Below are 26,051 nucleotides of genomic sequence, written 5' to 3' on the forward strand. Positions count from 1 at the left end.
AGGGGCTTAATGGTTTCTGTTGTCTAAAACCAGAAGAGAAAGAGCCAGCGTGGCAGCTGGCTATGTTTTTAGTATGGTGATGCGGTTAAATAGACAGGGACGGAGTAGATCGAGCCACCTGCCAGATAATCCGCAGGGCTGTGAAAGGTGTAAATGGTTCCCTTCACGGAAAGGTAGATCGCGTTATTCTCGACCTTCTTCAATGCATCTTTGTCCGTGGTGATCATGAAAGGCTGGTGATCGTTCTCCAGACTCGCCATAAACGCTTTATCATCTTTGGTTACATCATAGAGATAGAAACGGTAGGAAAAGCCTGTGGTGGCTCCTGCACTCGCTTCTGTGATGTAAAGATTAGCCAGATTGTTAACTTTCACCTTCTTAATAATCACTTGCTCAAGTGGTGAGAAGTGCAGCAAGTTGTATATCCCATAGGCGACAACAGCCAACAGGATCAGAAGTAGATACCGCTTCTTAAAAACCTGTGCGTTTTGCATAGTCGATACCCGCTCTTATCCAGTACTGGTCGTTAGGATCATCACCGTAAGGCGTTGAGCCAAACCAATCACCAAAAGCCGGATCCGTTGTTCCTGCGCGGCTTTGCGCCCATCCTGCGCCTCTAAGTAATACTTCGCCGGAAATCCCCGCAGCGTGGCCAACAGCACCATAATGGAAGTTTCCGAAGCTCTCGAACTGTCTCCCGTGCTGTTTGTAATCCCACGGACCATGGCCTCTTACCTGCTGATAAAACCATGCATAGGTAAGGGCTGACGGGCCGCGGTGAAAGCGAGCCATCATCATATTATTGACGATATTCACACCTGGCGGGGCGAAAGATGACACATCAAAAGGCGGATGAGGTGATGCTGCTAATGTTGGGTATCTCACGCTTGCGCTCTCTCATTCCATGCATCGGTAAACTGAACGTTGCCATCGCAGTATTTCCACGTGATTTTTTCATAGCGAAGTTCTACACACTCGAGGTGGTTGTGCTTCTCTTTGGTCGGATCTTTGGTGTCATGCATCACTGGAGAAACGCCGACAACTCTCACACTTTCAAGCAGGATGTTGAAGTATTCCGCTTCCTGTCCTGCGTCGTTGATCTTATACCATTTGAACTCAGCAGATTTAAGCGTCTGACCAGTAGCAACAGCTTTATAAAGATAAGGGGAGGAGCTATCAAACTCTTTTTGAATTAGCACGGCAGAGTGCTTGCGGGTTCCTGTGATCTTTCCAGCCATTAAGTCCGTTGGAATGCTGAGATTATGGGAAAATCCAGTGATCTCAATGCTGCCCTCACGATCCTGAACATCTACAGACCCTTTAATATCTGCGCCACCGTCATCTTTAAGCCATAGGTAAGCTGGAATAGCCATTTTCACTTTTTCCTCATGCTGTTATAAAAAAACCATAGAGAAAGTGTACCTATATGTGAGAGGGCAATAAACGATTAAATCTAACAAAATCATTAATTTAAATGTGATTAAATTTGAGTTAAGTTAAACTAAAGGGAAGGTAGGCATTGCACCCTCTCGATTATTGCAAAGCCCGTATGTAATCTGGCAAGGCTTTCAATTGGCTATCTTTCATCGCCGGAACAGGAATACCCCTATCAGTCTTTCCTGTACTGGCGTACCTGCTTCCCCCTTTCGTTCATTGTTATGATCGGTTGTCGGCATAACACGCTAAGTTGCACATTTCCTGTACCCTGGATACCCTGAGATTAATCCTAATAACTCAAGGGTGAGTATGGCTACCGGGAAGAGAAAGAACCAAAAGGAATCACCTGAAGAAGAGTTAGATCGCTTGCTGGATGAGCTTGAACTCACAGAGGAGCAACGGGAGTTTATCGAATCCATGCGGGAGGATAAGGGCGATCCCAGTAGTGAGTAACGCTTGCCTTCAGCCGAACGAATACGAATGGCCGCATAACGGCATTGTAAAGATCTCTTCTCCTCACGAGGGCTTTCCGTCAGCGTCGATGGCTCAGCGTACCGTGCCAGAAATTGTCCTGAAATGATGCGGTATTCAGACCGGATCGGACTACTATTCATTATGATTTATCAATGCATTATACCCTGACCATGTGCATGTAAAATCGCGGAGCCGGGAGAGTTGACGGCAATGTAAAAGAAATCATGAGGAAAGAAATATGGCTGCTACAAACGGTATGATTGATACTGATGACGCTGTAATTTTACTCATCGACCATCAGAGTGGCTTATTCAACACGGTACGTGATGTGCCTGTACCAGACCTTCGTAATTATGTGACAGCGATAGCCAAAGTTGCCACGCTTTTAAATATCCCGGTGATCACCACGGCCTCTGTTCCTGACGGTCCCAATGGCCCGCTCATCCCGGAAATTCACAAATATGCACCCCATGCCGTGTATGTTCCACGCACCGGGCAGATTAATACCTGGGATAATCCGGCGTTTGTGAAGGAAGTGGAAAAGACGGGCAGAAAGACCCTGATTATTGCCGGCACGCTTACCAGCGTCTGCATGGCGTTCCCTGCGGTTAGCGCTGTCCAGGAGGGGTATAAGGTTTACTGTGTTGTGGATGCCTCGGGGAACTGGTCCAAAATCGCGACCGATACCACCATCGCGCGCGTGGCTCAGGCGGGGGCGATCCCTACCGATACGTTTGCCATTGTCGCTGAATTAATGAGAACCTGGAACCGCGCGGAAGGTTCTCGCTTTGCTGAGATCCTGGCAGAGCATGTCTGTCCGGAATATAAGTGCCTGATTGAAAGTTTCGGCAAAGCTCAGGAAATTGCCAGAACGGGCCCGGAAACCAATCTGGAGCATTATAAGTAAGGCCGGATAAACCTGAACAAAATTCCTGGATTTTATCGTCCTGTACTTGAACGTATTAAAGGTGCAGGACGTAGCGGCGCCTTATTCCGGACGTCGCTGAATTGTCAGAGATATTAAGAGGGGCTGAACCGCGCATAATTTAAAATTAAACCCTCTTCCTTTTTACGTCATCAGTTGCCCCTGTTATATCTGTCGGCAAATTTTTTATTTCCCGGATCGCAGATGAAAACACGACTCCTCCTGTGCGCGGGCTTATTTGCCGCCTCCAGTGCCCATGCCAGCGCCCTCTATTTTTATGAAGCCGGCACTGAAGATACCGCGCTTGACGTCAGACATTTACCCGAATCATTCTAGCGGAAGTTTAAAGTTAAACAGAAATGGAATTAACGCTGCCGTTAAATTTCTATATCTTTTGCTTTCTCAGATTTAACTTTATCAAGTAAACGGTATATTTATGAAAAAGACAGTTATCGCATTGATTATGGCTAATGCATTTACCGCCACTTCCGCGCTCGCCGCCGCTGATGCGGGCACCTGGTATAGCGGGGCGAAATTCGGCTGGTCTCACTATTTTGATACCAATAGGGGTTCAAAAGCGTTTGAGAACACGCATTCCGATCACTTCGATTTTGACCATGATAATGTCGGCGGGGGTGTTTATACGGGTTATCAGATTACCCCATGGCTTGCGGTAGAAGGTGGTTATGATTATTTAGGCAACATGCAGATTAAAGGTCAACATGGCGCCGGGGCGCAAATGAAGACGCAGGGCCTGCAAATGTCTCTGAAGGCCTGTTATGCCCTGACCAATGACTGGGATATTTACGGCCGTGCCGGCTTGTGCTGAATCCGATGTAAGTGGTCACAATCGCTTTGAAACAGGTGTGCGCCCGCTTGCAACCGTGGGTACTGAATACGCTTTCAATAAAAACTGGGCGGGCCGCCTGGAGTATCAGTGGGTAAGCAACGTGGGCAATGTTAACCAGATCGGCGTGAGCAGCGACCTGAGTTCCGTCACCGCAGGGCTTAGCTATCGCTTTGGTCAGTACGACTGATGCCCGTAATATGCCCATTAATAAAAACCCGGCTGCTTATGTTGCCGGGTTTTTTATTTTCAGCTGGTGAATAACGGTTCAAGAATGATATGAATATTTTGCAGACCCGTGACATTATTATCTTTCAGGTATTGCTGATTAACCATATCTAACTGTTCCAGTTTGGTCAGTGAGGCATCGACGCGTTGAACGGCACTGTCCGCAACAAAAATTTCTTTTGCGGAGGTGCCCTGTAGATACTGTGATTTTACGCTGCGCGTTAAGGTCTCGACCTGCTGTTTATTTTCCTGATAAAGAGACGCGATATGCGATATCTGTACCTGCGGCGCTTTTTCCCCCGGCAACACCAGTGGGATTTGCAGATGATTAATTTTTTCAACATTGTCTGGTTGGGGAGAACTACAGGCTGTTAATGTGCCAGGGTTAATACAGCGAAAAAGAACGGCAGGCTCTTCATCGAATCACTCCGGGGAAATAACTGGAATCAGCATTATCCCTTAAGGCCGCAGCGATCAAAGGTTAAACTTATTTATAAACGTTATTTCTTTAGGTACAAGAAAAGCCTTCGTGATATCTGGTTCTATATTAACGACTAAATGATGGAGTTGGCGAGTAAAGCGGGTGGCATGGGAAATGGTGTGCTGTTTATGATTTACTGTTATTGCCCCTTAAATCTAAAAAAGGCTGCTTTCGCAGCCTTTTTGTTAGATGACGCCATCCCCGCCGTCTGAACACCACACCTGCCCGGAGGTGTATGAACACTCATCCGAGGCCAGGGTGACATACAGCGGTGCGATCTCCACGGGCTGTCCCGGGCGTCCCAGAGGGGTACTCTCGCCAAAATGTTTCACTTTTTCCTGTGGCTGCCCACCGCTGGGCTGAAGCACGGTCCAGTAAGGTCCCGGCGCTACCGCGTTCACGCGGATCCCCTTCGGTCCCAGCTGTTTCGCCAGCGCTTTGGTGAACACCGCGAGACAGGCTTTGGTCTGCGCATAGTCAAGCAGTACGGCGCTCGGTTTAACCGCCTGAACGGAGGAGGTATTAATGATGGAAGCAGGGGCTTTCATATGGCGCAACGCCGCCTTTGTGATCCAGAAAGGCGCATAGACGTTGGTCTTAAAGGTCGCGTCAAAATCTTCCGTGGTCAGTTCTTCCAGCGACTCACGGTACTGCTGGCGGCCTGCGTTATTCACCAGGATATCCAGCCCGCCCAGTTTTGAGACGGCCTGCTCCACCAGGTTCTGACAAAAAGTTTCGTCCCGCACATCGCCCGGAAGCGCGACGGCATTCCGTCCTTCCGCTTTAATCAGGGCGATGACTTCCGCTGCGTCTTCTTCCTCTTCCGGCAAATAGTTAATCGCGACATCTGCCCCTTCGCGGGCATAGGCAATGGCTACCGCGCGTCCGATGCCGGAATCGCCCCCGGTAATTAGCGCCTTCTTACCGGCAAGACGACCATGCCCTTTGTAGCTCTTCTCGCCGTGGTCGGGTACGGGTTCCATCTCTGAGGCCAGGCCCGGTGGCGTCTGGGGCTGCTCCGGGAAAGGTGGCGTTGGGTAAGCGTTCGTACGTTGTTCATTATCACTCATAGCTAACTCCTTGTTAGGGGTGAGATTTGATGGATAGTTACAGCGTTAACGCTTCGCTGAATTATTTTTGCAAGTGGCTGACCCGCACTACGGGTGGGGATGATTTTTTATCGAGCGAGCCGCTAATACTGATCATGTTATCAGGTTCCACGGTTCTGTCGTCAAATACGGCTTTCGGGATAATAACGTCGATTTTCCCGGTTTTATCCTGGAATACGTATTTATCGCCATTGCCATCAATAAGATTGCCGCGCAATGAAATAGAGGCACCATCATGCATCTCTTTCGCCTGAGTAATAGTCATAATGCGCGCATCATCGGTACCACGATAACCGCTGTCCAGCGCATGCGGCGGTGGCGGCGCATCACCCTTTTGTAACCCGCCGTTATTATCTGCCCATGCAGTAGGGATAATTAATATAAACAAGGCTGAAATCACTGATAATTTCATCTGATACCCTTCATTTTGGATGTCTTGACTTATTAAGTATTGTTGCTATTCCTTTATGTGGCAAATGTGATAAGTCTTAAAAGCATTTGCACAGAAAAATCAAAAATTTCGGCAATTAAGCGAAACGGTGACCACAGCCATGGAACCAAAAAATGAAAAAGTGCCTGGGATAAAAGAGAGTAGCCGTTTACTGACGTTTGAGTATGCATTTCGCCAGGTGGGTTTTATTGTGCTGTTAGCTATTATCGTGGCCGCGATAGCCGGCCTGTTTTCCAGCGGCGCGGTCAGCGACGTGGAGAAAACAAACGAAGCAAAATCCCTGACCCTGAGCTATGAGCGCTTCGGTCGCCGCCAGACCGAATCGCGGATGGCACTGACGTTTCCGGTGACGTCTGAGGGGAAATATACCCTCAGCATGACCAGCGAAAGCAGCGACGCGTATGAGCCAGGCAGCGTTTGGCCACAGCCGGACAGCATGTACAGCCGGGGGAATACCCTGTTTCTCGTCTACGATCGTTTACAACAGACCGATAAATTTACCGTTTTGTTATTTACCACGCCGTCAAAAGCAGGGAAGTGGACAAACAGCATCCGCGTAAACAACGAGCCAGATATCCATTTCTGGCAGTTTATTTACCCCTAGGAGTCGAATATGGACATGGTTTTTCGTGCCCTGGCAATTTACCTGTTTCTGGTCATTGTGTTTAAAGTTGCCGGGCGACGCGCTCTGCTACAAATGACCAGTTTTGACCTTATTTTGCTCTTAATTATCAGTGAAGCGACACAACAGGCGCTGCTTGGCGAAGATTTCTCCGTCACCGGAGCAATGATTACAATAACGACGCTGGTGGTTGTGGATATTATTTTTGGCCTGCTGAAAAAATATTTTTCCACTGTTGAGAATATTCTTGATGGCACGCCGGTGATATTGGTGGAGAACGGTGTTCCCCTTGCCGATAAACTGAAAAAGGTCGATGTGTCCTGTGATGATATATTGGTATCAGCCCGTCAGAATCACGGCATTACAGAATTGAAGGAGATTAAATACGCTATTCTTGAGCGTAATGGTCATATTTCTATTATTCCTGACGAAAATTAAGGGGCAACGCGATGAGCAACCTTATTCACGACAGCAACAGCACCATCAGCGAGCTGACGAAAAAGCTCGCCACTCAGCTTACGGACAGAGGTTTGCGGTTAACCACCGCAGAGTCCTGTACCGGCGGCAATCTCGGGGTTGCGCTTTGTGCCGAAGAGAACACGGCGGAATTTTATGACGTTGGCATGGTGGTGTTCAGCGATGCGGCGAAGGAGCGGATCCTCGGCGTGCGGCACGAAACCATTGAGCGCTTCACCGCCGTCAGTGAACAAACGGTGACCGAGATGGCCGCTAAAATTCGCGAAATTGCCGAGGCGGATATCGGCCTTGCCATCAGCGGCTATGCGGGACCGGAAGGCGGCGACGATGGCACCGCAGCCGGTACGGTCTGCTTCGGCTGGAATATTCGCGGAAAGACGGAAACCCGCACCGTGCTGTTTTCCGGTGAATGTCAGGATGTGGTGGATAAAGCGGTGCGTTATTCCCTTTCTGAACTGATCGAAATACTCTCCGGCTGGGATAACGTCTGAAACAAGGGGAAAGGCTATGGCTGTGATCGTTATTACCGGCGGTACGGCGGGCGTGGGGAAAGCCACGGCGCTGCACTTTGCCAAAGCGGGCTACGATGTGGGCATCATTGCCCGCGACGAGCAGAGCCTGCGCTCCACAGAAGAGGAGTTGCGCCGTTTTGGGATCAACGCCCGTGCCGTTCAGGCCGACGTGGCCGACAGCAAGGCGGTGACCGATGCTGCTAACGAGATTGAATACCGGCTTGGGGCCATCGATGTGTGGGTGAATAACGCCATGGGCGGGATGCTGGCGCCGTTTCGCACCATGTCGCCTGAGGAGTTTCGACGCGTCACCGAGGTGACCTATCTGGGCTATGTTAACGGCACCCGCGTCGCGCTGGAGTTAATGACCCCACGCGATCGCGGAACGATTATTCAGGTTGGCTCCGCGCTGGCCTACCGTTCTATTCCCTTGCAGTCAGCCTACTGCGGGGCGAAAGCCGCTATCCGCGGATTTACCGATGCCGTGCGCACCGAACTGATGCATGAAAACAGCCGGGTGCAGATCGCAATGGTACAGATGCCGGGCCTCAATACGCCGCAGTTCGAGTGGGCGAGGAATAAATTTGCCTGGGCGATGCGCCCGGTTCCTCCCGTTTTTCAGCCGGAAGTAGCTGCCAGCGCTATTTTTAAGGTGGCGCAGAAACCGGTGCGGGAACTGTGGGTGGGCAGCAGCACCGTCCAGTCGATTGTCGGGCAATTTCTTTTCCCCGGCTTTCTGGATCGGCTGATGGTTAAAAAGGCCTGGGAAGGGCAGATGACCGATACGTTAAATGCGGATGACCGTCAGGACTATCTGGATCAGCCGGTTAACGACCTGCATAAAATCCACGGTCACTTCACCGACGAAGCAAAAGAGCGCGCCACCAGCGTCACCTCCGGCATGCCGGGGAAAGTGCTGCTCGGCTCCCTTGCCGTCACGGGCGCGATCGTGGCCCGTCTGCTGCTCTCGCGGAGACGATAATCAGCGCAGTGCGGTACGATCGGTCCAGAACCAGCGGTAGCCATAGCCGCTGAGGTTAAGCGCGACGGTTTTACCGCACACCAGCGCGTCGTCGTAGCGTTTGTCCGCCAGGCAGGCGGTCCAGGTCGCATGCCGGATCCCTCTGGCGGTAAAATTAACGGGCTTATCGCTGAAGTTAACGAAGGTCAGAATGCTGCGCGTGTCGGTTTCGTAATAGATCCCCAGCACCGCATCGCTGTCGATATTAATAAGACGAAACGGTGCGACGCCGATCTCAGGGAACTCCGAGCGCGTATTGGCGATATCGATAATGCAGTGCAGGAGTGAGTTGCGGTGCAACAGCGAATCCGCCACGTTGATTTTTTGATAGCGGTACGGGCCGCGGTCAATCATCGGGGCGATAAAGGTTTCCGGGTCGGCGTCTGAGAAACCGCCGCCTTGCGATCCGGCCCACTGCATCGGGGTGCGTACGGCGTAACGCTCCTCCAGATCCAAATCATCCCCCATGCCAATCTCATCCCCGTAGCGCATGACCGGTACGCCCGGCAGCGAAAACAAGACCGCATGGCAAAAGGCCAGCCGCTTTCGATCGCCATTAAGCATCGGCGCCAGACGGCGGCGGATACCTCGCTGATACACACTCATCTCTTCGTCAGGGGCAAAGGTATCGATGACGGTCTGCTTCGCTTTTTTTCCTATCCCTTCCAGATCCAGCTCATCATGATTGCGCAGCCAGTTGGCGAAGCAGCAGGAGTCCGGTGGCACAATCATCTTCTTCACCGCGTTGCGCAGCGGTCGTGCGCTCTTCTCTGCCAGGCTGACGTAAAAGTACTTATTGAGCCAGAAATTCAGCACCAGGTTGAGCCGGTCGTTCTGACCAAAATAATCTTTGTAGGCCTCGACCTCCACGTCGACTTCGCCGAGCAGGATCGCGTCCGGGTTACGCTGCCCGATAAGACGGCGCAGATGCTCCAGGATCCACAGGCCGCGTTTTTCATCCCCATGTCCGGCCTGTTTTGTCAGGTGCGATGCCGCATCCAGGCGAAAGCCCGACACCCCGAGCTTTAGCCAGAAGATGATGATGTTCTCAATCTCCTTTAGCACCGCAGGGGAGGCCAGATTGAGATCCGGCTCGTGGTGATAAAACATATGCCGGTAGTATTGCCCCGCCTCGTCGTCCCATGTCCAGATGCTCTTCTCCACGCCGGGGAACATCGGTGGCGTATCGTCGTCGTCCGTGTCGGACCACAGGTAATAGTCACGGTAGGGTGACTGGGGGTTGCGGCGGGCCTGTTGAAACCAGGGATGCGCATCCGAGGTATGCTGGATCAGCAGCTCAATAATGACCTGCATCCCCAGCTCCCGCGCCTGTTCAATAAAGGCGATGATATCGTTGAGCTTGCCGAAGCGGGGATCGACCTGCAAATGGTCGCTCACGTCATAGCCTTCATCGAGAAAAGGCGTGAGGTAAAACGGGGTGATCCAGATAACCGTCGCGCCCATCCGGCGGATGTAGCGCAGCTTCGCGGTGATTCCGGCGATGTCGCCACAGCCATCGCCGTTAAGATCGTAGAACAGGGCGGTATCAATCTGGTAAATAATGGCGCGTGTATGCCAGCCTGCCATAGCAATCCTTAATGATAACCTTCGGTATCAGACACTTTGCCCCGGAAGACGTAGTAGCTCCAGGCGGTATAAACCAGGATCACCGGGATGATTAACAGCGTACCAATCAGCATAAACAGCTGGCTGGCAGGCGGCGCGGCGGCTTCCCACAGGGTGATGTGCGGCGGAATAATGTGTGGCCACAGGCTGATGCCCAGGCCGCTAAAGCCGAGGAAGATCAGGCCCAGCGTTAACAGGAACGGACGGGCATGGCTGTCGGGATTGCGCGTCAGCCGCCAGATCCACAGGCTGAATACCGCGACCAGAACCGGAACTGGCAGGAACCAGAAGAAGTTAGGCAGAGTAAACCAGCGCTCGGCGACAAACTGCCAGCCGAGCGGGGTCCAGATACTTACCACCGCAATAACGGCAATCAGCGCCAGCAGCACGTGGCGGGTCAGCTCGCGCATCCGGTTTTGCAGCGCGCCTTCGCTTTTCATGATCAGCCACGTGGTAGCCAGCAGGGTATAGGCGACAATTAAGCCCAGCCCGCAGAACAGATTAAACGGGGTGAACCAGTCCAGCGAGGAGCCCACAAAGCGACGCCCTTCCACGTCAAAGCCGTTGATCATCGCGCCAACCACGATCCCCTGGCTGAAGGTTGCCAGCAGGGAACCGCCGGCAAAGGAGTAGTCCCAGAATTTGCGGTGTGAAGGGGTCGCCTTAAAGCGAAACTCAAACGCCACCCCGCGGAAAATAAGCCCGATCAGCATGGCCGTCAGCGGGATGGTCAGGGCATCGATAATCACTGCGTAGGCCAGCGGAAACGCGCCGAACAACCCTGCACCGCCGAGAACCAGCCAGGTTTCATTTCCGTCCCAGACCGGGGCGACGCTGTTCACCATCACGTCGCGCTCTTTGGCATCGCCCACAAAGCTGAACAGCATGCCGATACCGAGATCGAAACCGTCCATGATGATGTACATCAGCGTGGCGAAGACAATAATGGCAAACCAGATGACCGGGATATCGACGCCCATCAGATCTTCTCCTCTTCCGGAACGGACTCGGCGGCGGACAGCGGACGGGCAGGGGTGCCCGACGTATTAGACGTTAGCGTGCCCACAGGCTGCGGACCTTTCTTAATCAACCGGGCGAGATACACATAACCCACGCCAAACACCGAACAGTAGACCACGATAAAGGCCAGCAGGCTGATGCTCATCTGCAACGTGCTGTGCAGAGACACCGCATCTATCGTGCGCAGATAGCCGTAAACGACCCACGGCTGGCGGCCCACTTCGGTGGTGACCCACCCGGCGAGCAGCGCGAGCAGTCCGGCAGGCCCCATACAGAGGGCAAACCAGTGGAATGGCCGCGAGTGATAGAGTCGACGGCGATAGCGCAGCCAGACGCTCAGCACGCCAAGGGTAATCATCAGCAGCCCCATGCCGACCATAATGCGGAAGGACCAGAAGACGATGAGCGAGTTAGGGCGGTCCTCTTTCGGGAAATCCTTCAGCGCCGGGACCTGTTTATCCAGGCTGTGCGTCAGGATCAGGCTGCCGAGCGCGGGAATTTCAAGCCCGTATTTGGTGCGTTCCTCTTCCATATCCGGTACGCCAAACAGCAGCAGCGGGGTGGCCTCGCCGGGCGGGTTTTCCCAGTGGCCTTCAATCGCGGCGATTTTGGCAGGCTGGTGCTCAAGCGTATTCAGGCCGTGCATATCCCCAACCACGGCCTGAATGGGCGCGACCAGCAGCGCCATCCACATGGCCATGGAGAACATTGTGCGAATAGCGGGCGTATCGTTACCCCGCAGCAGATGCCATGCCCCGGATGCGCCCACAAACAAGGCGCTGCACAGGAAGGCGGCGATGGACATATGGATCAGGCGGTAAGGGAATGAGGGGTTAAAGATAATGGCCGGCCAGTCTTCGGGAATGACCTGACCGTTCTGAATACTGAAGCCCTGCGGGGTGTGCATCCAGCTGTTAGAGGAGAGGATCCAGAAGGTGGACATCAGCGTGCCCAGCGCCACCATGCAGGTGGCAAAGAAGTGCAGGCCGGGGCCGACCTTGTTCCAGCCGAACAGCATCACGCCTAAGAAACCTGCTTCCAGGAAGAAGGCGGTTAGTACTTCATAGGTGAGCAGAGGGCCGGTTATGCTGCCTGCGAACTGGGAAAAGCCGCTCCAGTTAGTCCCAAACTGGTAAGCCATGACCAGCCCGGAAACCACGCCCATACCAAAGTTGACGGCGAAAATTTTCAGCCAGAAATGGTATAGCGAGCGCCAGACATCATTTTTGGTGCGAAGCCACATGCCTTCGAGAACCACCAGATAGCTCGCAAGCCCGATGGTGATCGCCGGGAAGAGAATATGAAAAGAGACGGTAAAGGCGAACTGTATCCTGGCCAGATGAAACGCATCAAGCTCGAACATGCTCCGTACCTCTGGAACTGATAGCGCACAAGGCATTGCCAGACAGCCTCAGGCTGCCTGGCAAAACCGGTTACGGTTTTTTCTTACCTGCACCAAGCTCGGCACCGGTAAGCGGATCGGCATTGGGGTCGGATTTCGTGCGTGCGCACATCGCTTTGACCAGCGTTTCCTGCTCTGTAGTGAGCGTTACGCTTGCGCCGCCGTCACCGCCATCGACCGCTGGCTGAGGAGATTCCACGTAGTCGAAGTGCTTATCGCTGTTCCAGCTGCCGCGAACTTCTCCCCCCTCAGACATATTGTAGTACTTGTTGGTGTACTCTTCGATTGGCGGCAATTTACCCGGTGGGAAATTGTTACGGATCGACTGGAGCGCCTTCTCAAACGAGAGCTGGTGTGCTGCCTCACGCGTCATTAAAAACGCCAGCGCATCTTTAACACCTGGATCGTCCGTTACGTTAATAAGCCGTTCGTAGATAATTTTGGCGCGCGCCTCGGCCGCTATGTTAGAGCGCAGATCCGCGGTCGGTTCGCCAATGGTATCCACGTACGCCGCCGTCCACGGTACGCCTGCGGAGTTAGTAAGCGGGGTACCGCCGCCGTAGAGCAGGGAGGTGATATGACTGTCGTTGCCGTTCTCGGTCATGGAGCGGTACAGTTCCGCTTCATTTTCAACGCCTTCCGCCAGTTCGCCTTTTGCACCCTTATTCAGCATACCCACCAGGGTGCCGATAATTTCCAGGTGACTTAACTCCTCGGTCGCGATATCCATCAGCATATCTTTACGACCGGGATCGTCGTCGCTTAATCCTTGCGTAAAGTAACGACATGCCGCGGCAAGTTCGCCCGGTGGCCCGCCAAACTGCTCAAGCAGAAGATTGGCCAGGCCCGGATTCGGTTCGGCTACGCGTACCGTGTATTGCAGCTGCTTTACGTGTCGAAACACACATTCTCCCTATTTCGTTATTTTTTCGCTTCAACGCCGTCCGCGTCGGAGCGCAGCAGGAACTGTTCCGTCGTTTGTGGAATATGCTGGAGCAGCCAGTCTGCCATCTGGCGCTCTTCTTCCAGAATGGATTCAAGGGCTGGAATGGAGGCGGTATCGCCTGCTTGTTTGGCCGCAGCCAGCAGAGAGGTGTAGCAGGCAATTTCAAACTGCTCAAAAACGTAGCCGCTGATGGAGCCTTTAACAATTTCGTCGGAAGGGAACATGCCGCCAATGGACTGGCCGAGCGCCGCCATTTTACTCATGGAATCTTTTATGACCGAACGGGAAATATCATTGCGGTCGAGAATTTCTTCCAGCACGGTAATTTGGTGTTTAGTTTCATTAACGTGTTGTTCAATTCGTGCACGTAAGTCGGGATAATTATCAATACGGCTGGCCATTGATTCCAGCATGGATTCGGCTTGCTTTTCCATCGCATGGGCATCGCGTAGCCAATCATGGTAGTGTTCTACATGATTCATAATTAACTCCTGTGATTTATTTTCTGGTTAATTTTTGGTGCTGATGCTCATCAGATATTAATTATCCTTTCTGAGCTTTTTGATTAATATTACCGACAGCCAGATCGGTTAATTTGAGATCGGTTTCTTTTTCTTCTTCCAGCGTTTCGGCAAGAAGTTTAACGGCTTTTTTATAGCCTAATTGTTCAGCAAGGGTGGACAGGGTGCCGTAGCTGGCAATTTCGTAGTGTTCAACTTTCTGAGCTGCGGCAATTAATGCAGCGTCACGCACTTCATTTTTCTCAGTGCTCTCAATAACTTCGTTGGCTTCTTCAATTAAGCCTTCCATCGCAACGCATTTCATGCGCTTCAGTTTGAGGCCGGATTCCTGCTCAATAATCTGATCGATACGTTCGATCTGTCCCTGCGTCTCTTCGAGGTGAGCCGTGAACGCGGCACTCAGCTTCTCGCTGGATGCGGCGCGAGCTAATTTGCTTAGCGCGCGGGTCAGCTGCTTCTCAGCGCTGTAGGTGTCGGATAACAGGTGAATAAATACATCTTCAACAGTTTTCATATTCATATTTTCGCTCCAGTGAAATAAAGGGAAGGTACTGCGAGCCGACGGGCCCGCAGCATGCTCTCGGTATATTTATTAGAGCTTTAAATAAGATCAGGAGTTATCAGATTTACGGCCTCCGCCGTGACTGCTCTGTCCCCCTTTCTTACCCACTTCAGATGCGCGTTGCGGATCGTTTTTGAAATTACCGCCGCTGTGCTGGCCGCCTTTACGTCCAGCTTCTGATGCCTTTTCACGGTCTTCAGCGAAATTACCGGAACCACCACGATGTTGCTCTGCCATATATCAACCCTCATGTTGCATTTATGTCAGGAGATACGATAAGTAATTCGTATCAGTTGTCGTTCAGAAATTAACATTAGTCGTTATGTGAGAAGAGTCAAATTTCTTGTCTGGGTTGTTTTACGGTAATTTTGCAGGGAATGAAGAAATACCGCTTCGTTACGAGTTTTAAAAACGAATGGGAAATCCATCAGTTAGATGAAAATAAAACCGGAGGTTAAGATTGCGCTTAGCTAATAATCCTAATGTGAACGTGGCGGGAATTATTACAAGAATTGACACAACGCAAAAATATATCTTCGCAGCGGGTGTTCTTGTATTCGGAATAATCCTATGAACGTGACGAAGTCATGCGCTGAAAAGAGTGTGGCTAAACCTCGTTTTTGACGTGGTCAGGTGGATCGGGTGAGGGTATGCTTCTTTTGTCACCACAATAATTACAGAGGCAATGTCATGGATCAGGAGCTACTGGATGCGGGGTACCGGGCCTATACCGGTGAGAAAATCGATGTCTACTTCAACACCGGGATCTGCAAACACTCGGGCAACTGCGTGCGCGGCAGCGCGAAGCTGTTCGATCTGAAGCGTAAACCGTGGATCGCGCCGGATGAAGTAGATGCAGAAACGGTTATGCGCGTAATTGATACCTGCCCGAGCGGCGCGCTGAAGTACCGCCAAAAATAAGTGAGGAACCATGGATATTCTTGAAGGCCATAACAAGTTTTACGTCAACGACGCCGAAGGCAATCAGGTAGCGGAGATCGTCTTTGTCCCGACCGGCGAGCATCTGAGCATCATTGAGCACACCGATGTGGATCCGAGCCTGAAAGGGCAGGGTGTGGGTAAACAGCTGGTGGCGAAGGTGGTAGAGAAGATGCGCGGTGAGAATCGTAAAATTATCCCGCTGTGTCCATTTGCGAAGCATGAGTTTGATAATACGCGGGAGTATGACGATATTCGGGCGTAAAACAGATGCCCGGCATTGCGCCGGGCAGCATACTCAACCCACAAACATCACCGACACACACAGCACACCCACAATCAGCGTCAGCAGGTTACCGATGGAGCGGTACGGTTTTAATGACGGGATCAGGTACGTCGACAGCGTCGGCATGATGAACAGGATCATGGCGATAAGCGGACCGCTGATGGCGTAAATCATTGAGATCGCATTCGGGTTGATGCAGCAGACCGCAAAGGTAATCAGCGACACGCCGAGAATCGAAATCGCGCGGTTAAAGGCGCGGCTTTTCTTCACACCCACCTGATTCAGCGACGATTTCACAATTTCCGTTGCCCCTTCAATCACGCCAAAATAGGTGCCGAGGAACGATTTCGACATCGCAATAATCGCCACGATAATGCCGGAAATGCCCAGCCATGCCGGGGACGATGGCATCATCGACAGCGCGGACAGGATCGTCACCCCTTCCTCTTTTGCCGCCACGATATACGACGGTGGAATCGAAAGCAGGCAACTGAACACAAAGAACAGCACGCTGAGGCAGATGATCAGGTACGCCACTTTCATGATTTTTTTGCATTTACCCATCGCCTCTTCACCGTATTTCTCGCGACGGTCTACGGCGAAGGTCGAGATGATCGGAGTATGGCTAAAAGCGAAAACCATCACCGGGATCGAAATCCACACCTGGTGCAGCGTATGCTGGTCGAAGGCCATCTGGCTGGTCAGCAGCGACGGCTGCCAGCTGCCCGTCAGATACAGCGAGACAAACAGAAAATAGGCGATCAGCGGAAAGACAAGGAAACCCATCACCTTAATGGTGATGTGCCGCCCCATCAGGAAGATCAGATTCAAAATCAGCACCACGCCAAAGCTCACCAGCATCCGCATGCCGGTATCCACCGTCATCCGTTTCGCCAGCTGTTCAGTGAGTGAGTTGGTTATCGCCACCGCGTAAATCAGAACTACCACAAAGAAGGCCACAAAATAGAGCGTGGTGATCAGGTTGCCGATCTTTTTGCCGTAGTAATGGGAAACGGCACCGGTGATCCCTTCGTTGCCTTTCGTCTTCGACGACAGAATAAATTGCGCCAGCGCTTTATGCGGCCAGTAGGTTAAGGGATACGCCACAAGGGCGGTGATCAGCAGGACAATCGCGCCAGCAGAGCCGAGCTGAATGGGCAAGAACAGGGTTCCTGCGCCCACGGCAGTGCCGTAGAGGGCGAAACTCCAGAGAGTCTCTTCTTTTGACCAAATTTTCGACATTAGAGCAACGTATCAACTATAAAACGAACAAAAAGGAGTGCAATTTACCATAATTATGCGTTGAGGTCGCCGTTGCTTCGCAGGGGGGGGCCGGAGCAGGTCTCCGGCCGGAAGGTTATTCGCTTGCCAGGGCGCGTCGTTGCTGGCGGCGCTTGATGATTTTATCCCGCAGGGTGTCGTACGCCCAGTTGTAGAGCATGGTGTACGGCAGGAAGAACAGAAAGAAACCAATTTCCAGGGTAAAAGCCTGGAGCAGCGTCACGCCCAGCACGGCGGCAACGATGGTTACGCCAATCACAATAAAGCCGCATTCAAAACCCAGGGCATGCAGGGCGCGCACTTTCGCCGTGCGCTTCACCCGCTGGACGGGCCAGAAACGGTCGAAGCCAAAGTTATAGATAATGTTCCAGAGCATTGCCGTGGTCGCCAGAATAATGGTGAGACCCCCCATTTCAACCACCGAGCGCTGCATTAGCCACGCGGCCGTCGGGGCGAGGATCGCCGTAGCAATGCCTTCAAAACAGACGGCATGGAAGATCCGCTCCGGCAATTTACGTTGGAGTGCATCCTGATGTTGCATATTTACCTCATATTGACGCCAGTATGGGCGTTGATGCGGCCTATTCTTATCGCTTAAGGTGATATATAAAAGATGGTATCCATCGATAAAGTAGATACATCATGCGATACTCTCCCGAAGCACTGACCGCGTTTGTTGAAACTGTCGCCGCAGGATCGTTTTCTGCTGCGGCACGACGGCTGCGTAAAAGCCAGTCCACCATCAGCACCTCCATCGCCAACCTTGAAGCTGACCTTGGCTTTGAGCTGTTCGATCGCTCGGCGCGTCATCCGGTATTAACCGCCCAGGGTGAACAGGTGCTGGGCTATGTCCAGTCGATACTCGCCGCCAGCGCGCGCCTGGATGAGCTGGCCGTATCTTTAACCGCGCAAACGGAGGCGCGTTTTACCTTTGTTCTCTCCGATACGCTTAACCCGGCCGTGCTGGAAGAGATGATGAGCCAGTTCGACCAGCGTTTTCCGCACACGGAATTTGAGTGCCTGATTGGAGAAGAGGAGGACGTGATCGATCTGCTGCAAAAGGAGCGGGCGCAAATTGGCCTGACGGAAGCGCGCGACAGCTACCCGACCGATATTGGCGCGACCCGTCTGCCTATGCAGACGCGGATGGCCATCTACGTTTCTGCCGGACATCCTCTGGCAGGGCAACATGAGACGCAGGCGGACGAGCTGCTTGGCTGGCGCGAGCTGCGGCTGAGCACCTATCTTGAACGGGAAGCGCCCCTTTCGCGCGGGCCGGTCTGGTCTGCGCCGAATTATCTGTTACTGCTGAGCATGGCGGTACAGGGCTTTGGCTGGTGCGCGTTACCCTGCGCGCTGGTCGACGAATTTGCCGCGTCGAAATCGCTGGTGCAGCTGAACGTGCCGGGCTGGCCGAGGTCGATTGCCATCGATCTGGTATGGAACAAACGAACCCCGCCCGGCGTCGCCGGAAGCTGGCTGCGCCAGTACTTGCAGGACGCACGATAATCCTGTGACTAAACTCACTAATTTTAAACATTTGCGTCAATTGTTGATAACAATCCTCTACTATCGTCATGTCATTTTGCACAGAGGTCGTGATGAAAGATGTCGTTATAGTGGGTGCGTTACGTACGGCTATCGGCTGTTTTCAGGGAGCGCTTGCGCGTCACTCTGCGGTTGATCTTGGCAGCGTGGTGGTAAGAGCGCTGGTGGAACGCAGCGGGATTGCCGCACATGAAATTGATGAGGTGATCCTGGGCCAGGTGCTGACCGCTGGCGCGGGACAAAACCCTGCGCGCCAGGCGGCGCTGAAGGGCGGACTGCCTAATACCGTTTCGGCAATTACCATCAACGATGTCTGTGGTTCAGGTTTGAAAGCGCTCCATCTTGCAACGCAGGCCATCCAGTGTGGTGAAGCGGATGTGGTCATTGCCGGCGGGCAGGAGAATATGAGCCGCGCCCCGCATGTCCTGACCGACAGCCGGACCGGCGCGCAGCTCGGGAACAGTCAGCTGCTTGACAGCCTGGTTCACGACGGGCTGTGGGACGCCTTCAATGACTACCATATGGGCGTAACGGCGGAAAACCTGGCGCGGGAATACGGTATCAGCCGCGAGCTTCAGGATGCTTATGCCCTCAGCTCACAGCAAAAAGCGCGTGCAGCGATCGACTCCGGTCGTTTTCGCGATGAAATTGTCCCGGTCAGTACCCAGCGCCAGAACGGCGAAGCGCTCATCGTCGATACCGACGAGCAGCCGCGCACCGATGCCAGCGCAGAAGGGCTGGCAAAACTCAATCCGGCCTTTGAAACGCTCGGTTCTGTAACGGCAGGCAACGCCTCATCCATTAACGACGGTGCGGCGGCGGTGATGATGATGAGTGAAAGCAAAGCCCAGGAGCTGGCGCTGCCGGTGCTGGCGCGGATCAAAGCGTTTGCCAGCGTGGGCGTTGATCCCGCGTTAATGGGGATTGCCCCGGTCTATGCCACGCGCCGCTGCCTGGAGCGGGCGGGCTGGGAGCTGAACGATGTGGATCTGATTGAGGTCAACGAAGCTTTTGCTGCACAGGCGATCTCGGTCGGGAAAATGCTGGAATGGGAACCGCTGCGGGTCAACGTTAACGGCGGTGCGATCGCGTTGGGCCATCCCATTGGCGCCTCCGGCTGCCGCATTCTGGTGTCTCTGGTCCACGAAATGAAAAAGCGTAACGCCCGAAAAGGGATCGCAACGCTCTGTATTGGCGGAGGGCAGGGGGTGGCCCTCGCTATCGAACGGTAATTTCCCCCTCTGCGCACAGAAAGCCTCCCACGGGAGGTTTTTTTGTGTCCGCAGAATCCTTTTTTAACACTTATGCGTTCTTTCTGAAGCCCGCAATAATTATTGCGCAGTTAATTATTGGCTTTGTGAAGTGCTTAATGTGATCTCACGCCTGAAATTTACGGTTGATACCCTTTTTTTGTTGATGGGGTTCACGTCGATCTTTGCCAAAAAAAATGAAACAAATAATTTCGATCCTTGTCACTAAAATAACGGTGCATAAAAAATAAACTCAAGTTTCATAAAAACGAAACGTTATTTTAATTGAGGGTTTTTTCATGTTTAAGAAATCTCTGCTCCTTGCTTCCCTTATTAGTGCCTCTTTTGCGGCTAGCGCCGTTACCGTCGATCTGCGTCACGAATATATTGACAGCGGCTCGAATGCCGACCGTGTTGCCGTCTCGCACCGCTTTGATAATGGCTTCGGTTTTTCAGTCGAGGCGAAGTGGAAATCAGGCGGGGACAAGGCAGATCAGCCATTCGCGGATGTAGTGGGGAACGGTCACGAAGATCAGATTAGCTGGCGCTGGAAAGCGACAGACAATATCGCCCTGACCCCTGCATTTACGATTGAAAGCACAGACAGCCGCACCATTTATAAACCGAATCTGCATGTGCAATATAGCTTCGATAATGGCTTCTACGTGGCTGCGCGTTACCGTTACGAATATACCCGCTACCCGTCAAGCTCAAATAAGGACGACGATAAAGTTAACCGTGGCGATGCGTGGGTCGGTTGGGTATTAGGTGACTGGCGTACCGAGCTGAACTATGTTTACGCGAAAAGTTCTGAAGGCGTGGCCCGAAATAACAATAAAGATTATTCCAACGAATATAACGCCAAGCTGGCCTACAAATGGGATAAAAACTGGGCGCCGTATGTGGAGGTGGGCAACGTGGGGGTTAAAGACACGGACGAACGCCAGACCCGGTTCCGTTTAGGCGTGGCGTACTCCTTCTGATAATTTATCTTCTTCGCTAAAACCGCCGGGTGGCGCTAACGCTTACCCGGCCTACACCTTCTTATCCGACCTACACCTTCCTTCCACTCCGTCGTTTCGTATGTCGCGCAATCACTCAAAAAAAAGCCCTCCGAATCGGAGGGCAAGGCCAGTTACAGAAACACTAACTCAAGTCAGGCATGCAACATTTCAGGTTGCTCGGGGAGTTTCGCGATATAGAGGGCCGGTTTGCCGTCTTTATCGGAACTGTACAGCACCGCTTTTTCGTCCGGCGTGAAGGACGGATGCGGGTGGGTTACCTGGCGGCTGTTCGCCACCGTAGCCCATGAGGTGTCATGACGGGCGATGCGGTAACAGGCTTTCTTAGCCACGTCAAAGGCATACAGATAAGGATCGTTATCAATGGTGTAGCCGCCGGTGTCTTTCACATCGACAGGCGTACCGGAGCCGTCGCCAACCAGCAGGGTGCCGTCGACGTTGCTCATCAGGTGCGAACAGGCGGGCATATTCATTACCGCTTCATTCACGCCGGTGTCCGGGTTGAAGCGGGAGATTGTGCGCCCTTGCTGACCTTTCAGGTAAGAAACGTAGATCAGCGCGGACCCGTCCGGCACCCAAAATTCATGTGTACAGCTTTCACCTTCCGCGTGCGTTTTCACTTTCCGCACGTTGCTGCCATCTTCGTTCACCAGCCACATGCGGGCGTCGACCAGGTCGTGTGGCCCTTCATGACAGAAGGCCACGGTATTGTCATCGAACGGGCGATATATTGGATGTCCCAGCCAGATCTTCTCGTCATGAATGGTGGTGCTTTCACCCGTTTTCAGATCAACGCGCAGCAGGCGGCAGTGCGGCCCTTTGTGGAAGAAGTCGTGGAAAATTTTCCAGTCGTTGAGTGGCGTCCAGTCGCGTCTGGCAATCTCAATACCCACCAGTTTGGTGCAGTCGCTGTTCGCGACCCAGGTGCCGTAGCCGACCCACTCTTCCGGGACGCGGTACACTTCGCGCTCTGCCAGCGTCTGTAAATCCACCTCCAGCAGGGTGCGATCGTTCTTCACATAGTAGAGGGATTTATCGTCCGGAGAGAGGAACCCGCCAAAGGTGTTATCGCCCGCGCCTTCGGTCAACTGTACCGCTTCGGCGTTTTTCAGATCCAACAGGTAATAGTTCCAGTGACCGTCGAACTCCCCGGCGAACAGCAGGTGGCTGCCATCGTTAAAGAAGCACTTCTGGTAAAAGTAGTTGCGATGACAGGTTACTTCCGGTGGGGTCAGGCGGGTGACTTCCACGCCTGTATCCGGATCGCGGCTGACCTCATAGTTCAGCTTGACCCGCATACCTTTAGCCATAATGCACTCCTTTGAACGCGTAATGTAGGTTGAAAACTAGGTGATAAATTATCAAAACGTTGTTTCATTATATGTGACTGACAGCGCACTTTCTCAGTTTCATTAACCAGATTGAGGGTCTTAAAGATTTATCGTGATCGAAACACCATTTCTGGCATAAACAAGCAGAAAAAATGAAACGTTGTTTTAAATGCAATTGAAAACCCCGTGGTCAGGGGATAATATGTGTTCATCACGAAAACGGAACGTTGTTTCGTTAATTATCTTTGCCTTCGGGCACGATCAATTCTGGAGGTTTACGTGGACGTCAGACAAAGCATCCACAGTGCGCACGCTAAAACGCTGGATACTCAGGGGCTGCGCAGTGAGTTTTTAGTTGAGCAAGTGTTCGAAGCCGACAAGTACACCATGGTCTACAGCCATATTGACCGCATTATTGTGGGCGGGATTATGCCGGTGGCGAAAACCGTCTCCGTGGGCGGTGAAGTGGGCAAACAGCTGGGCGTAAGCTACTTCCTCGAACGCCGTGAACTGGGCGTGATTAACATCGGCGGGCCGGGCACCATTACCGTTGATGGCCAGTGCTACGAAATTGGTCACCGCGACGCGCTGTACGTCGGCAAAGGGGCGAAAGAAGTGGTGTTCGCCAGCATTGATGGCAGCAAACCGGCGAAGTTTTACTACAACTGCGCCCCGGCTCATACGACTTACCCCACCAAAAAAGTCACGCCAGCGGATGTTGCCCCGGTGACCCTTGGCGATAACCTCACCAGCAACCGTCGCACCATCAACAAATACTTTGTTCCGGATGTGCTGGAAACCTGTCAGCTCAGCATGGGGCTGACCGAGCTTGCGCCGGGCAACCTGTGGAACACCATGCCGTGCCATACCCACGAGCGGCGCATGGAGGTCTACTTCTATTTCAACATGGATGAAGACGTCTGCGTGTTCCACATGATGGGACAGCCGCAGGAGACGCGCCATATCGTTATGCACAACGAGCAGGCGGTCATTTCGCCGAGCTGGTCTATCCACTCTGGTGTGGGAACGAAAGCCTATACCTTTATCTGGGGTATGGTCGGTGAAAACCAGGTCTTCGATGACATGGACCACGTCGCTGTTAAGGATCTGCGCTAGTCGCAGGCAGTTAAGTATATATCTGCCTGTTGCTGACAGGCGCTGAACGATTAAGGAATAAACATGATTCTGGATGCATTTTCTCTGCAAGGTAAAGTGGCTGTGGTTTCCGGTTGTGACACCGGGCTGGGGCAGGGTATGGCGTTAGGTCTGGCTGAAGCGGGCTGCGATATCGTCGGGATTAACATCGTTGAGCCAACGGAAACCATCGAGCGCGTTACCGCACTGGGCCGCCGTTTCCTGAGCCTGACCGCGGACCTGCGCAAAATCGATGCGATCCCTGAGCTGCTGGATCGCGCGGTGGCGGAGTTTGGGCATATCGATATTCTGGTCAACAACGCCGGCCTGATCCGTCGTGAAGACGCGATTAACTTCAGCGAAACGGACTGGGACGACGTGATGAATCTGAACATCAAGAGCGTGTTCTTTATGTCCCAGGCGGCTGCGAAGCACTTCATCGCCCAGGGGAAAGGGGGCAAGATCATCAATATTGCCTCCATGCTCTCTTTCCAGGGCGGCATCCGCGTGCCGTCTTACACCGCATCGAAGAGTGCCGTGATGGGCGTGACCCGTCTGCTGGCGAACGAGTGGGCGCAGCACAACATCAACGTCAACGCGATTGCGCCGGGCTACATGGCCACCAACAATACCCAGCAGCTGCGTGCGGATGAAGAGCGCAGCGCGGCAATCCTGGAGCGTATTCCAGCGGGTCGCTGGGGTCTGCCGAGCGATCTGATGGGCCCGGTTGTGTTCCTGGCGTCCCCGGCTTCGGATTATATTAACGGCTACACCGTTGCCGTTGACGGCGGCTGGCTGGCACGATAATTCACCCCGAATAAAGAACCTCTGCCCTCGGGTGGAGGTTTTTTTTGCGCCAAAATTGGCTTTATCCATATCCTTAAAGATGAAAAATCCATACTGAAAAGGAATGAATGACAGGCATCACACATTTATTGCTTAAATATTAACTAATTAATAAAAAATAAGGTTAAACCACCCTGATTTGAAATTGTAATGTCCATCACAGATCGGTATGTCGTAGCGAAATAATCCATATCTTCACCAGTTCCGGCCTGACACTTTCTTCCGGTATCTCGTAATTTCACTTAACGAATTTCGCTGTTGAGGCAGGAAACTATGACATCTGTAAATGACTCTACCCTTATGCCCGCTGCGCTGCGCGATACCCGACGCATGAACCAGTTTGTTTCTGTTGCGGCCGCCGTAGCCGGTTTACTGTTTGGTCTGGATATCGGCGTTATCGCTGGCGCACTGCCCTTTATTACCGACCACTTTACGTTAAGCAACCGCCTGCAAGAGTGGGTGGTGAGCAGCATGATGCTGGGTGCGGCCATCGGCGCACTATTTAACGGCTGGCTGTCGTTCCGTCTCGGGCGCAAATACAGCCTGATGGTTGGGGCGATCCTGTTTGTTGCCGGTTCCATTGGCTCGGCGTTTGCCATCAACGTTGAGGTGCTGCTGCTCTCCCGCGTGCTGCTGGGCGTGGCGGTGGGTATCGCGTCCTACACCGCGCCGCTTTACCTCTCCGAAATGGCGAGCGAAAACGTGCGCGGGAAGATGATCAGCATGTACCAGCTGATGGTGACGCTCGGTATCGTGCTGGCGTTCCTGTCGGATACATACTTCAGCTACAGCGGCAACTGGCGGGCAATGCTTGGCGTGCTGGCGCTGCCTGCGGTGCTGCTGATTGTGTTAGTCATTTTCCTGCCGAACAGCCCGCGCTGGCTGGCGCAAAAAGGGCGTCACGTGGAGGCGGAAGAGGTGCTGCGAATGCTGCGCGACACGTCTGAAAAAGCGCGTGAAGAGCTGAACGAAATCCGCGAGAGCCTGAAGCTGAAGCAGGGCGGCTGGTCGCTGTTTAAGGCAAACCGCAACGTGCGCCGCGCGGTGTTCCTCGGCATGCTGTTACAGGCGATGCAGCAGTTCACGGGGATGAACATCATCATGTATTACGCCCCACGCATCTTTAAAATGGCCGGTTTTACCACCACCGAACAGCAGATGATCGCCACGCTGGTGGTAGGGCTGACCTTTATGTTCGCCACCTTTATCGCGGTGTTCACCGTTGATAAGGCCGGACGTAAACCGGCCCTGAAAATTGGCTTTAGCGTGATGGCGCTCGGCACCTTAATACTCGGCTACTGCCTGATGCAGTTCGATAACGGCACGGCGTCAAGCGGCCTCTCCTGGCTCTCCGTCGGCATGACCATGATGTGCATCGCCGGTTACGCGATGAGCGCCGCGCCGGTGGTGTGGATCCTGTGCTCTGAAATTCAGCCGCTGAAATGCCGTGACTTTGGTATCACCTGTTCCACCACCACCAACTGGGTGTCTAACATGATCATTGGCGCGACCTTCCTGACGCTGCTGGATGCGATTGGAGCGGCAGGCACCTTCTGGCTCTATACGGTGCTGAACGTGGCATTTATCGGCGTGACCTTCTGGCTGATTCCGGAAACCAAAGGCGTGACCCTGGAGCATATTGAACGCAAGCTGATGAGAGGGGAGAAACTACGTAATATCGGCGTGTAATGTCATTGCCCGGTGGCGCTTCGCTTACCGGGCCTACGATAGCCTGTAGGCCGGGTAAGGCGTA

Annotated in this window: 30 protein-coding genes and 1 pseudogene; 15 read left to right on the top strand and 16 right to left on the bottom strand. The window is 53.0% G+C overall.

The genetic code is table 11. From position 1 onward, the window contains the following. Positions 1-68: 68 nt before the first annotated feature. From IM290_RS04430 to IM290_RS04440, 3 genes are read right to left on the bottom strand one after another with little or no spacing between them, the layout of a single operon-like run. The gene (locus tag IM290_RS04430) at positions 69-494 is read right to left on the bottom strand and encodes a hypothetical protein (RefSeq protein WP_023295378.1); all 426 of its coding nucleotides are present in this window, start codon (positions 492-494) and stop codon (positions 69-71) included. Next, positions 472-885 carry a polymorphic toxin type 44 domain-containing protein gene (locus IM290_RS04435; protein ID WP_223825176.1) on the bottom strand — a complete coding sequence of 138 codons (414 nt, stop codon included), beginning with the start codon at positions 883-885 and terminating at the stop codon, positions 472-474. Before IM290_RS04435 ends, IM290_RS04430 begins: the two co-directional genes overlap by 23 nt. Continuing rightward, positions 882-1,373 (bottom strand): Hcp family type VI secretion system effector, encoded by a 492-nt coding sequence (locus IM290_RS04440; RefSeq protein ID WP_193041479.1) that lies wholly within the window; start codon positions 1,371-1,373, stop codon positions 882-884. Before IM290_RS04440 ends, IM290_RS04435 begins: the two co-directional genes overlap by 4 nt. A 373-nt stretch (positions 1,374-1,746) precedes the next feature. On the opposite strand from IM290_RS04440, the gene IM290_RS04445 reads away from it, so the two are divergent. The 3 genes and pseudogenes from IM290_RS04445 to IM290_RS21755 all read left to right on the top strand — a co-directional run bounded on the left by IM290_RS04445 (position 1,747) and on the right by IM290_RS21755 (position 3,873). Next, on the top strand, positions 1,747-1,890 hold the full coding sequence (locus IM290_RS04445; protein ID WP_015571788.1) for a hypothetical protein: 144 nt from the start codon (positions 1,747-1,749) through the stop codon (positions 1,888-1,890). 259 nt (positions 1,891-2,149) lie between these two features. Continuing rightward, positions 2,150-2,818 (top strand): isochorismatase family protein, encoded by a 669-nt coding sequence (locus IM290_RS04450; RefSeq protein WP_023295377.1) that lies wholly within the window; start codon positions 2,150-2,152, stop codon positions 2,816-2,818. 454 nt (positions 2,819-3,272) lie between these two features. Beyond that, positions 3,273-3,873: pseudogene (locus IM290_RS21755) on the top strand (outer membrane beta-barrel protein). A gap of 59 nt (positions 3,874-3,932) precedes the next feature. Here IM290_RS21755 and IM290_RS04460 read toward each other — a convergent pair. The 3 genes from IM290_RS04460 to IM290_RS04470 form a co-directional block, all read right to left on the bottom strand. Further along, on the bottom strand, positions 3,933-4,220 hold the full coding sequence (locus IM290_RS04460; protein WP_226875953.1) for a hypothetical protein: 288 nt from the start codon (positions 4,218-4,220) through the stop codon (positions 3,933-3,935). A 357-nt stretch (positions 4,221-4,577) separates the two neighbouring features. After that, a complete protein-coding gene (locus IM290_RS04465; RefSeq protein ID WP_032649406.1) occupies positions 4,578-5,462 on the bottom strand; it encodes an SDR family oxidoreductase in 885 nt (294 codons plus the stop codon). Between the two features lie 61 nt (positions 5,463-5,523). After that, positions 5,524-5,913: a YdeI family stress tolerance OB fold protein gene (locus tag IM290_RS04470; RefSeq protein WP_032649404.1), complete on the bottom strand. Its 390-nt coding sequence runs from the start codon at positions 5,911-5,913 to the stop codon at positions 5,524-5,526. A gap of 139 nt (positions 5,914-6,052) precedes the next feature. Here IM290_RS04470 and IM290_RS04475 point away from each other — a divergent pair, with 139 nt between their 5' ends. Genes IM290_RS04475 through IM290_RS04490 form a run of 4 tightly spaced genes read left to right on the top strand, consistent with a single transcriptional unit; the run spans position 6,053 to position 8,545 of the window. Next, a complete protein-coding gene (locus IM290_RS04475) occupies positions 6,053-6,556 on the top strand; it encodes a hypothetical protein (RefSeq protein WP_058689558.1) in 504 nt (167 codons plus the stop codon). A 9-nt stretch (positions 6,557-6,565) separates the two neighbouring features. Next, positions 6,566-7,012, top strand: coding sequence for a DUF421 domain-containing protein (locus IM290_RS04480; protein ID WP_006811854.1), 447 nt, complete (start codon positions 6,566-6,568; stop codon positions 7,010-7,012). Between the two features lie 11 nt (positions 7,013-7,023). Further along, positions 7,024-7,542, top strand: coding sequence for a 2-oxo-tetronate isomerase (locus IM290_RS04485; RefSeq protein WP_193041478.1), 519 nt, complete (start codon positions 7,024-7,026; stop codon positions 7,540-7,542). Between the two features lie 16 nt (positions 7,543-7,558). Further along, the gene (locus tag IM290_RS04490) at positions 7,559-8,545 is read left to right on the top strand and encodes an SDR family oxidoreductase (protein WP_193041477.1); all 987 of its coding nucleotides are present in this window, start codon (positions 7,559-7,561) and stop codon (positions 8,543-8,545) included. On the opposite strand, the gene IM290_RS04495 is transcribed toward IM290_RS04490, so the two are convergent. From IM290_RS04495 to IM290_RS04525, 7 genes are all read right to left on the bottom strand, one after another. Continuing rightward, complete coding sequence (locus IM290_RS04495; RefSeq protein WP_193041476.1) at positions 8,546-10,171, bottom strand: alpha-amylase family protein; 1,626 nt, start codon at positions 10,169-10,171, stop codon at positions 8,546-8,548. 8 nt (positions 10,172-10,179) lie between these two features. After that, positions 10,180-11,190, bottom strand: coding sequence for a cytochrome d ubiquinol oxidase subunit II (gene cydB, locus IM290_RS04500; protein WP_015571779.1), 1,011 nt, complete (start codon positions 11,188-11,190; stop codon positions 10,180-10,182). Next, positions 11,190-12,593 carry a cytochrome ubiquinol oxidase subunit I gene (locus tag IM290_RS04505; protein ID WP_193041475.1) on the bottom strand — a complete coding sequence of 468 codons (1,404 nt, stop codon included), beginning with the start codon at positions 12,591-12,593 and terminating at the stop codon, positions 11,190-11,192. The genes cydB and IM290_RS04505 overlap by 1 nt, the downstream gene beginning before the upstream one ends. Before the next feature lie 70 nt (positions 12,594-12,663). Next, complete coding sequence (locus IM290_RS04510) at positions 12,664-13,536, bottom strand: manganese catalase family protein (RefSeq protein ID WP_193041474.1); 873 nt, start codon at positions 13,534-13,536, stop codon at positions 12,664-12,666. A 17-nt stretch (positions 13,537-13,553) separates the two neighbouring features. Next, on the bottom strand, positions 13,554-14,060 hold the full coding sequence (locus IM290_RS04515) for a ferritin-like domain-containing protein (RefSeq protein ID WP_017382870.1): 507 nt from the start codon (positions 14,058-14,060) through the stop codon (positions 13,554-13,556). A gap of 61 nt (positions 14,061-14,121) precedes the next feature. Beyond that, positions 14,122-14,619, bottom strand: coding sequence for a ferritin-like domain-containing protein (locus IM290_RS04520; protein ID WP_193041473.1), 498 nt, complete (start codon positions 14,617-14,619; stop codon positions 14,122-14,124). Positions 14,620-14,709: 90 nt separating this feature from the next. Then, entirely contained in the window at positions 14,710-14,898 is a 189-nt protein-coding gene (locus IM290_RS04525; protein WP_193041472.1) for a general stress protein, read from the bottom strand. Between the two features lie 453 nt (positions 14,899-15,351). Between IM290_RS04525 and yjdI the strand changes: the two genes are divergently transcribed. Both yjdI and IM290_RS04535 read left to right on the top strand, forming a co-directional pair. Next, positions 15,352-15,582, top strand: a complete 231-nt coding sequence (yjdI, locus tag IM290_RS04530) for a 4Fe-4S mono-cluster protein YjdI (RefSeq protein WP_015571774.1) — start codon at positions 15,352-15,354, stop codon at positions 15,580-15,582. 10 nt (positions 15,583-15,592) lie between these two features. Then, positions 15,593-15,865: a GNAT family N-acetyltransferase gene (locus IM290_RS04535; RefSeq protein WP_006811846.1), complete on the top strand. Its 273-nt coding sequence runs from the start codon at positions 15,593-15,595 to the stop codon at positions 15,863-15,865. 33 nt (positions 15,866-15,898) lie between these two features. Here IM290_RS04535 and IM290_RS04540 read toward each other — a convergent pair whose 3' ends face one another. Beyond that, positions 15,899-17,128, bottom strand: coding sequence for an amino acid permease (locus tag IM290_RS04540; RefSeq protein ID WP_015571773.1), 1,230 nt, complete (start codon positions 17,126-17,128; stop codon positions 15,899-15,901). Between the two features lie 115 nt (positions 17,129-17,243). After that, the gene (locus tag IM290_RS04545; RefSeq protein ID WP_032669280.1) at positions 17,244-17,708 is read right to left on the bottom strand and encodes a multidrug/biocide efflux PACE transporter; all 465 of its coding nucleotides are present in this window, start codon (positions 17,706-17,708) and stop codon (positions 17,244-17,246) included. A gap of 101 nt (positions 17,709-17,809) precedes the next feature. Here IM290_RS04545 and IM290_RS04550 point away from each other — a divergent pair, with 101 nt between their 5' ends. The 3 genes from IM290_RS04550 (at position 17,810) to IM290_RS04560 (ending at position 20,948) form a co-directional block, all read left to right on the top strand. Further along, positions 17,810-18,676 carry a LysR family transcriptional regulator gene (locus IM290_RS04550; protein WP_193041471.1) on the top strand — a complete coding sequence of 289 codons (867 nt, stop codon included), beginning with the start codon at positions 17,810-17,812 and terminating at the stop codon, positions 18,674-18,676. 92 nt (positions 18,677-18,768) lie between these two features. After that, positions 18,769-19,947: an acetyl-CoA C-acetyltransferase gene (locus tag IM290_RS04555; protein ID WP_193041470.1), complete on the top strand. Its 1,179-nt coding sequence runs from the start codon at positions 18,769-18,771 to the stop codon at positions 19,945-19,947. Between the two features lie 317 nt (positions 19,948-20,264). Continuing rightward, entirely contained in the window at positions 20,265-20,948 is a 684-nt protein-coding gene (locus IM290_RS04560; protein WP_003862842.1) for an oligogalacturonate-specific porin KdgM family protein, read from the top strand. Between the two features lie 173 nt (positions 20,949-21,121). Here the strand turns inward: IM290_RS04560 and IM290_RS04565 are convergent, their stop codons facing one another. After that, entirely contained in the window at positions 21,122-22,297 is a 1,176-nt protein-coding gene (locus IM290_RS04565) for an oligogalacturonate lyase family protein (RefSeq protein ID WP_033487612.1), read from the bottom strand. A 300-nt stretch (positions 22,298-22,597) separates the two neighbouring features. On the opposite strand from IM290_RS04565, the gene kduI reads away from it, so the two are divergent. The 3 genes from kduI (at position 22,598) to IM290_RS04580 (ending at position 25,987) form a co-directional block, all read left to right on the top strand. Next, a complete protein-coding gene (gene kduI, locus IM290_RS04570; RefSeq protein WP_193041469.1) occupies positions 22,598-23,434 on the top strand; it encodes a 5-dehydro-4-deoxy-D-glucuronate isomerase in 837 nt (278 codons plus the stop codon). 63 nt (positions 23,435-23,497) lie between these two features. Beyond that, the gene (kduD, locus tag IM290_RS04575) at positions 23,498-24,259 is read left to right on the top strand and encodes a 2-dehydro-3-deoxy-D-gluconate 5-dehydrogenase KduD (protein WP_003862835.1); all 762 of its coding nucleotides are present in this window, start codon (positions 23,498-23,500) and stop codon (positions 24,257-24,259) included. Between the two features lie 312 nt (positions 24,260-24,571). Then, entirely contained in the window at positions 24,572-25,987 is a 1,416-nt protein-coding gene (locus tag IM290_RS04580) for a sugar porter family MFS transporter (protein ID WP_023295370.1), read from the top strand. Positions 25,988-26,051 lie beyond the last annotated feature (64 nt).

The sequence above is a fragment of the Enterobacter cloacae complex sp. S1 genome, assembly GCF_014930525.1.
In the GTDB taxonomy this organism is placed as follows: domain Bacteria; phylum Pseudomonadota; class Gammaproteobacteria; order Enterobacterales; family Enterobacteriaceae; genus Enterobacter; species Enterobacter hormaechei_C.

Coding starts and splice junctions, on each gene's coding strand:
- IM290_RS04470 (WP_032649404.1), bottom strand. CDS start 5,913: ATGAAATTATCAGTGATTTCAGCCTTGTTTATATTAATTATCCCTACT.
- IM290_RS04450 (WP_023295377.1), top strand. CDS start 2,150: ATGGCTGCTACAAACGGTATGATTGATACTGATGACGCTGTAATTTTA.
- IM290_RS04555 (WP_193041470.1), top strand. CDS start 18,769: ATGAAAGATGTCGTTATAGTGGGTGCGTTACGTACGGCTATCGGCTGT.
- IM290_RS04440 (WP_193041479.1), bottom strand. CDS start 1,373: ATGGCTATTCCAGCTTACCTATGGCTTAAAGATGACGGTGGCGCAGAT.
- IM290_RS04485 (WP_193041478.1), top strand. CDS start 7,024: ATGAGCAACCTTATTCACGACAGCAACAGCACCATCAGCGAGCTGACG.
- IM290_RS04430 (WP_023295378.1), bottom strand. CDS start 494: ATGCAAAACGCACAGGTTTTTAAGAAGCGGTATCTACTTCTGATCCTG.
- IM290_RS04505 (WP_193041475.1), bottom strand. CDS start 12,593: ATGTTCGAGCTTGATGCGTTTCATCTGGCCAGGATACAGTTCGCCTTT.
- IM290_RS04465 (WP_032649406.1), bottom strand. CDS start 5,462: ATGAGTGATAATGAACAACGTACGAACGCTTACCCAACGCCACCTTTC.
- kduD (WP_003862835.1), top strand. CDS start 23,498: ATGATTCTGGATGCATTTTCTCTGCAAGGTAAAGTGGCTGTGGTTTCC.
- IM290_RS04475 (WP_058689558.1), top strand. CDS start 6,053: ATGGAACCAAAAAATGAAAAAGTGCCTGGGATAAAAGAGAGTAGCCGT.
- IM290_RS04480 (WP_006811854.1), top strand. CDS start 6,566: ATGGACATGGTTTTTCGTGCCCTGGCAATTTACCTGTTTCTGGTCATT.
- IM290_RS04525 (WP_193041472.1), bottom strand. CDS start 14,898: ATGGCAGAGCAACATCGTGGTGGTTCCGGTAATTTCGCTGAAGACCGT.
- yjdI (WP_015571774.1), top strand. CDS start 15,352: ATGGATCAGGAGCTACTGGATGCGGGGTACCGGGCCTATACCGGTGAG.
- IM290_RS04515 (WP_017382870.1), bottom strand. CDS start 14,060: ATGAATCATGTAGAACACTACCATGATTGGCTACGCGATGCCCATGCG.
- cydB (WP_015571779.1), bottom strand. CDS start 11,190: ATGGGCGTCGATATCCCGGTCATCTGGTTTGCCATTATTGTCTTCGCC.
- IM290_RS04445 (WP_015571788.1), top strand. CDS start 1,747: ATGGCTACCGGGAAGAGAAAGAACCAAAAGGAATCACCTGAAGAAGAG.
- IM290_RS04520 (WP_193041473.1), bottom strand. CDS start 14,619: ATGAATATGAAAACTGTTGAAGATGTATTTATTCACCTGTTATCCGAC.
- IM290_RS04560 (WP_003862842.1), top strand. CDS start 20,265: ATGTTTAAGAAATCTCTGCTCCTTGCTTCCCTTATTAGTGCCTCTTTT.
- IM290_RS04540 (WP_015571773.1), bottom strand. CDS start 17,128: ATGTCGAAAATTTGGTCAAAAGAAGAGACTCTCTGGAGTTTCGCCCTC.
- IM290_RS04490 (WP_193041477.1), top strand. CDS start 7,559: ATGGCTGTGATCGTTATTACCGGCGGTACGGCGGGCGTGGGGAAAGCC.
- IM290_RS04565 (WP_033487612.1), bottom strand. CDS start 22,297: ATGGCTAAAGGTATGCGGGTCAAGCTGAACTATGAGGTCAGCCGCGAT.
- IM290_RS04580 (WP_023295370.1), top strand. CDS start 24,572: ATGACATCTGTAAATGACTCTACCCTTATGCCCGCTGCGCTGCGCGAT.
- IM290_RS04535 (WP_006811846.1), top strand. CDS start 15,593: ATGGATATTCTTGAAGGCCATAACAAGTTTTACGTCAACGACGCCGAA.
- IM290_RS04550 (WP_193041471.1), top strand. CDS start 17,810: ATGCGATACTCTCCCGAAGCACTGACCGCGTTTGTTGAAACTGTCGCC.
- IM290_RS04495 (WP_193041476.1), bottom strand. CDS start 10,171: ATGGCAGGCTGGCATACACGCGCCATTATTTACCAGATTGATACCGCC.
- IM290_RS04545 (WP_032669280.1), bottom strand. CDS start 17,708: ATGCAACATCAGGATGCACTCCAACGTAAATTGCCGGAGCGGATCTTC.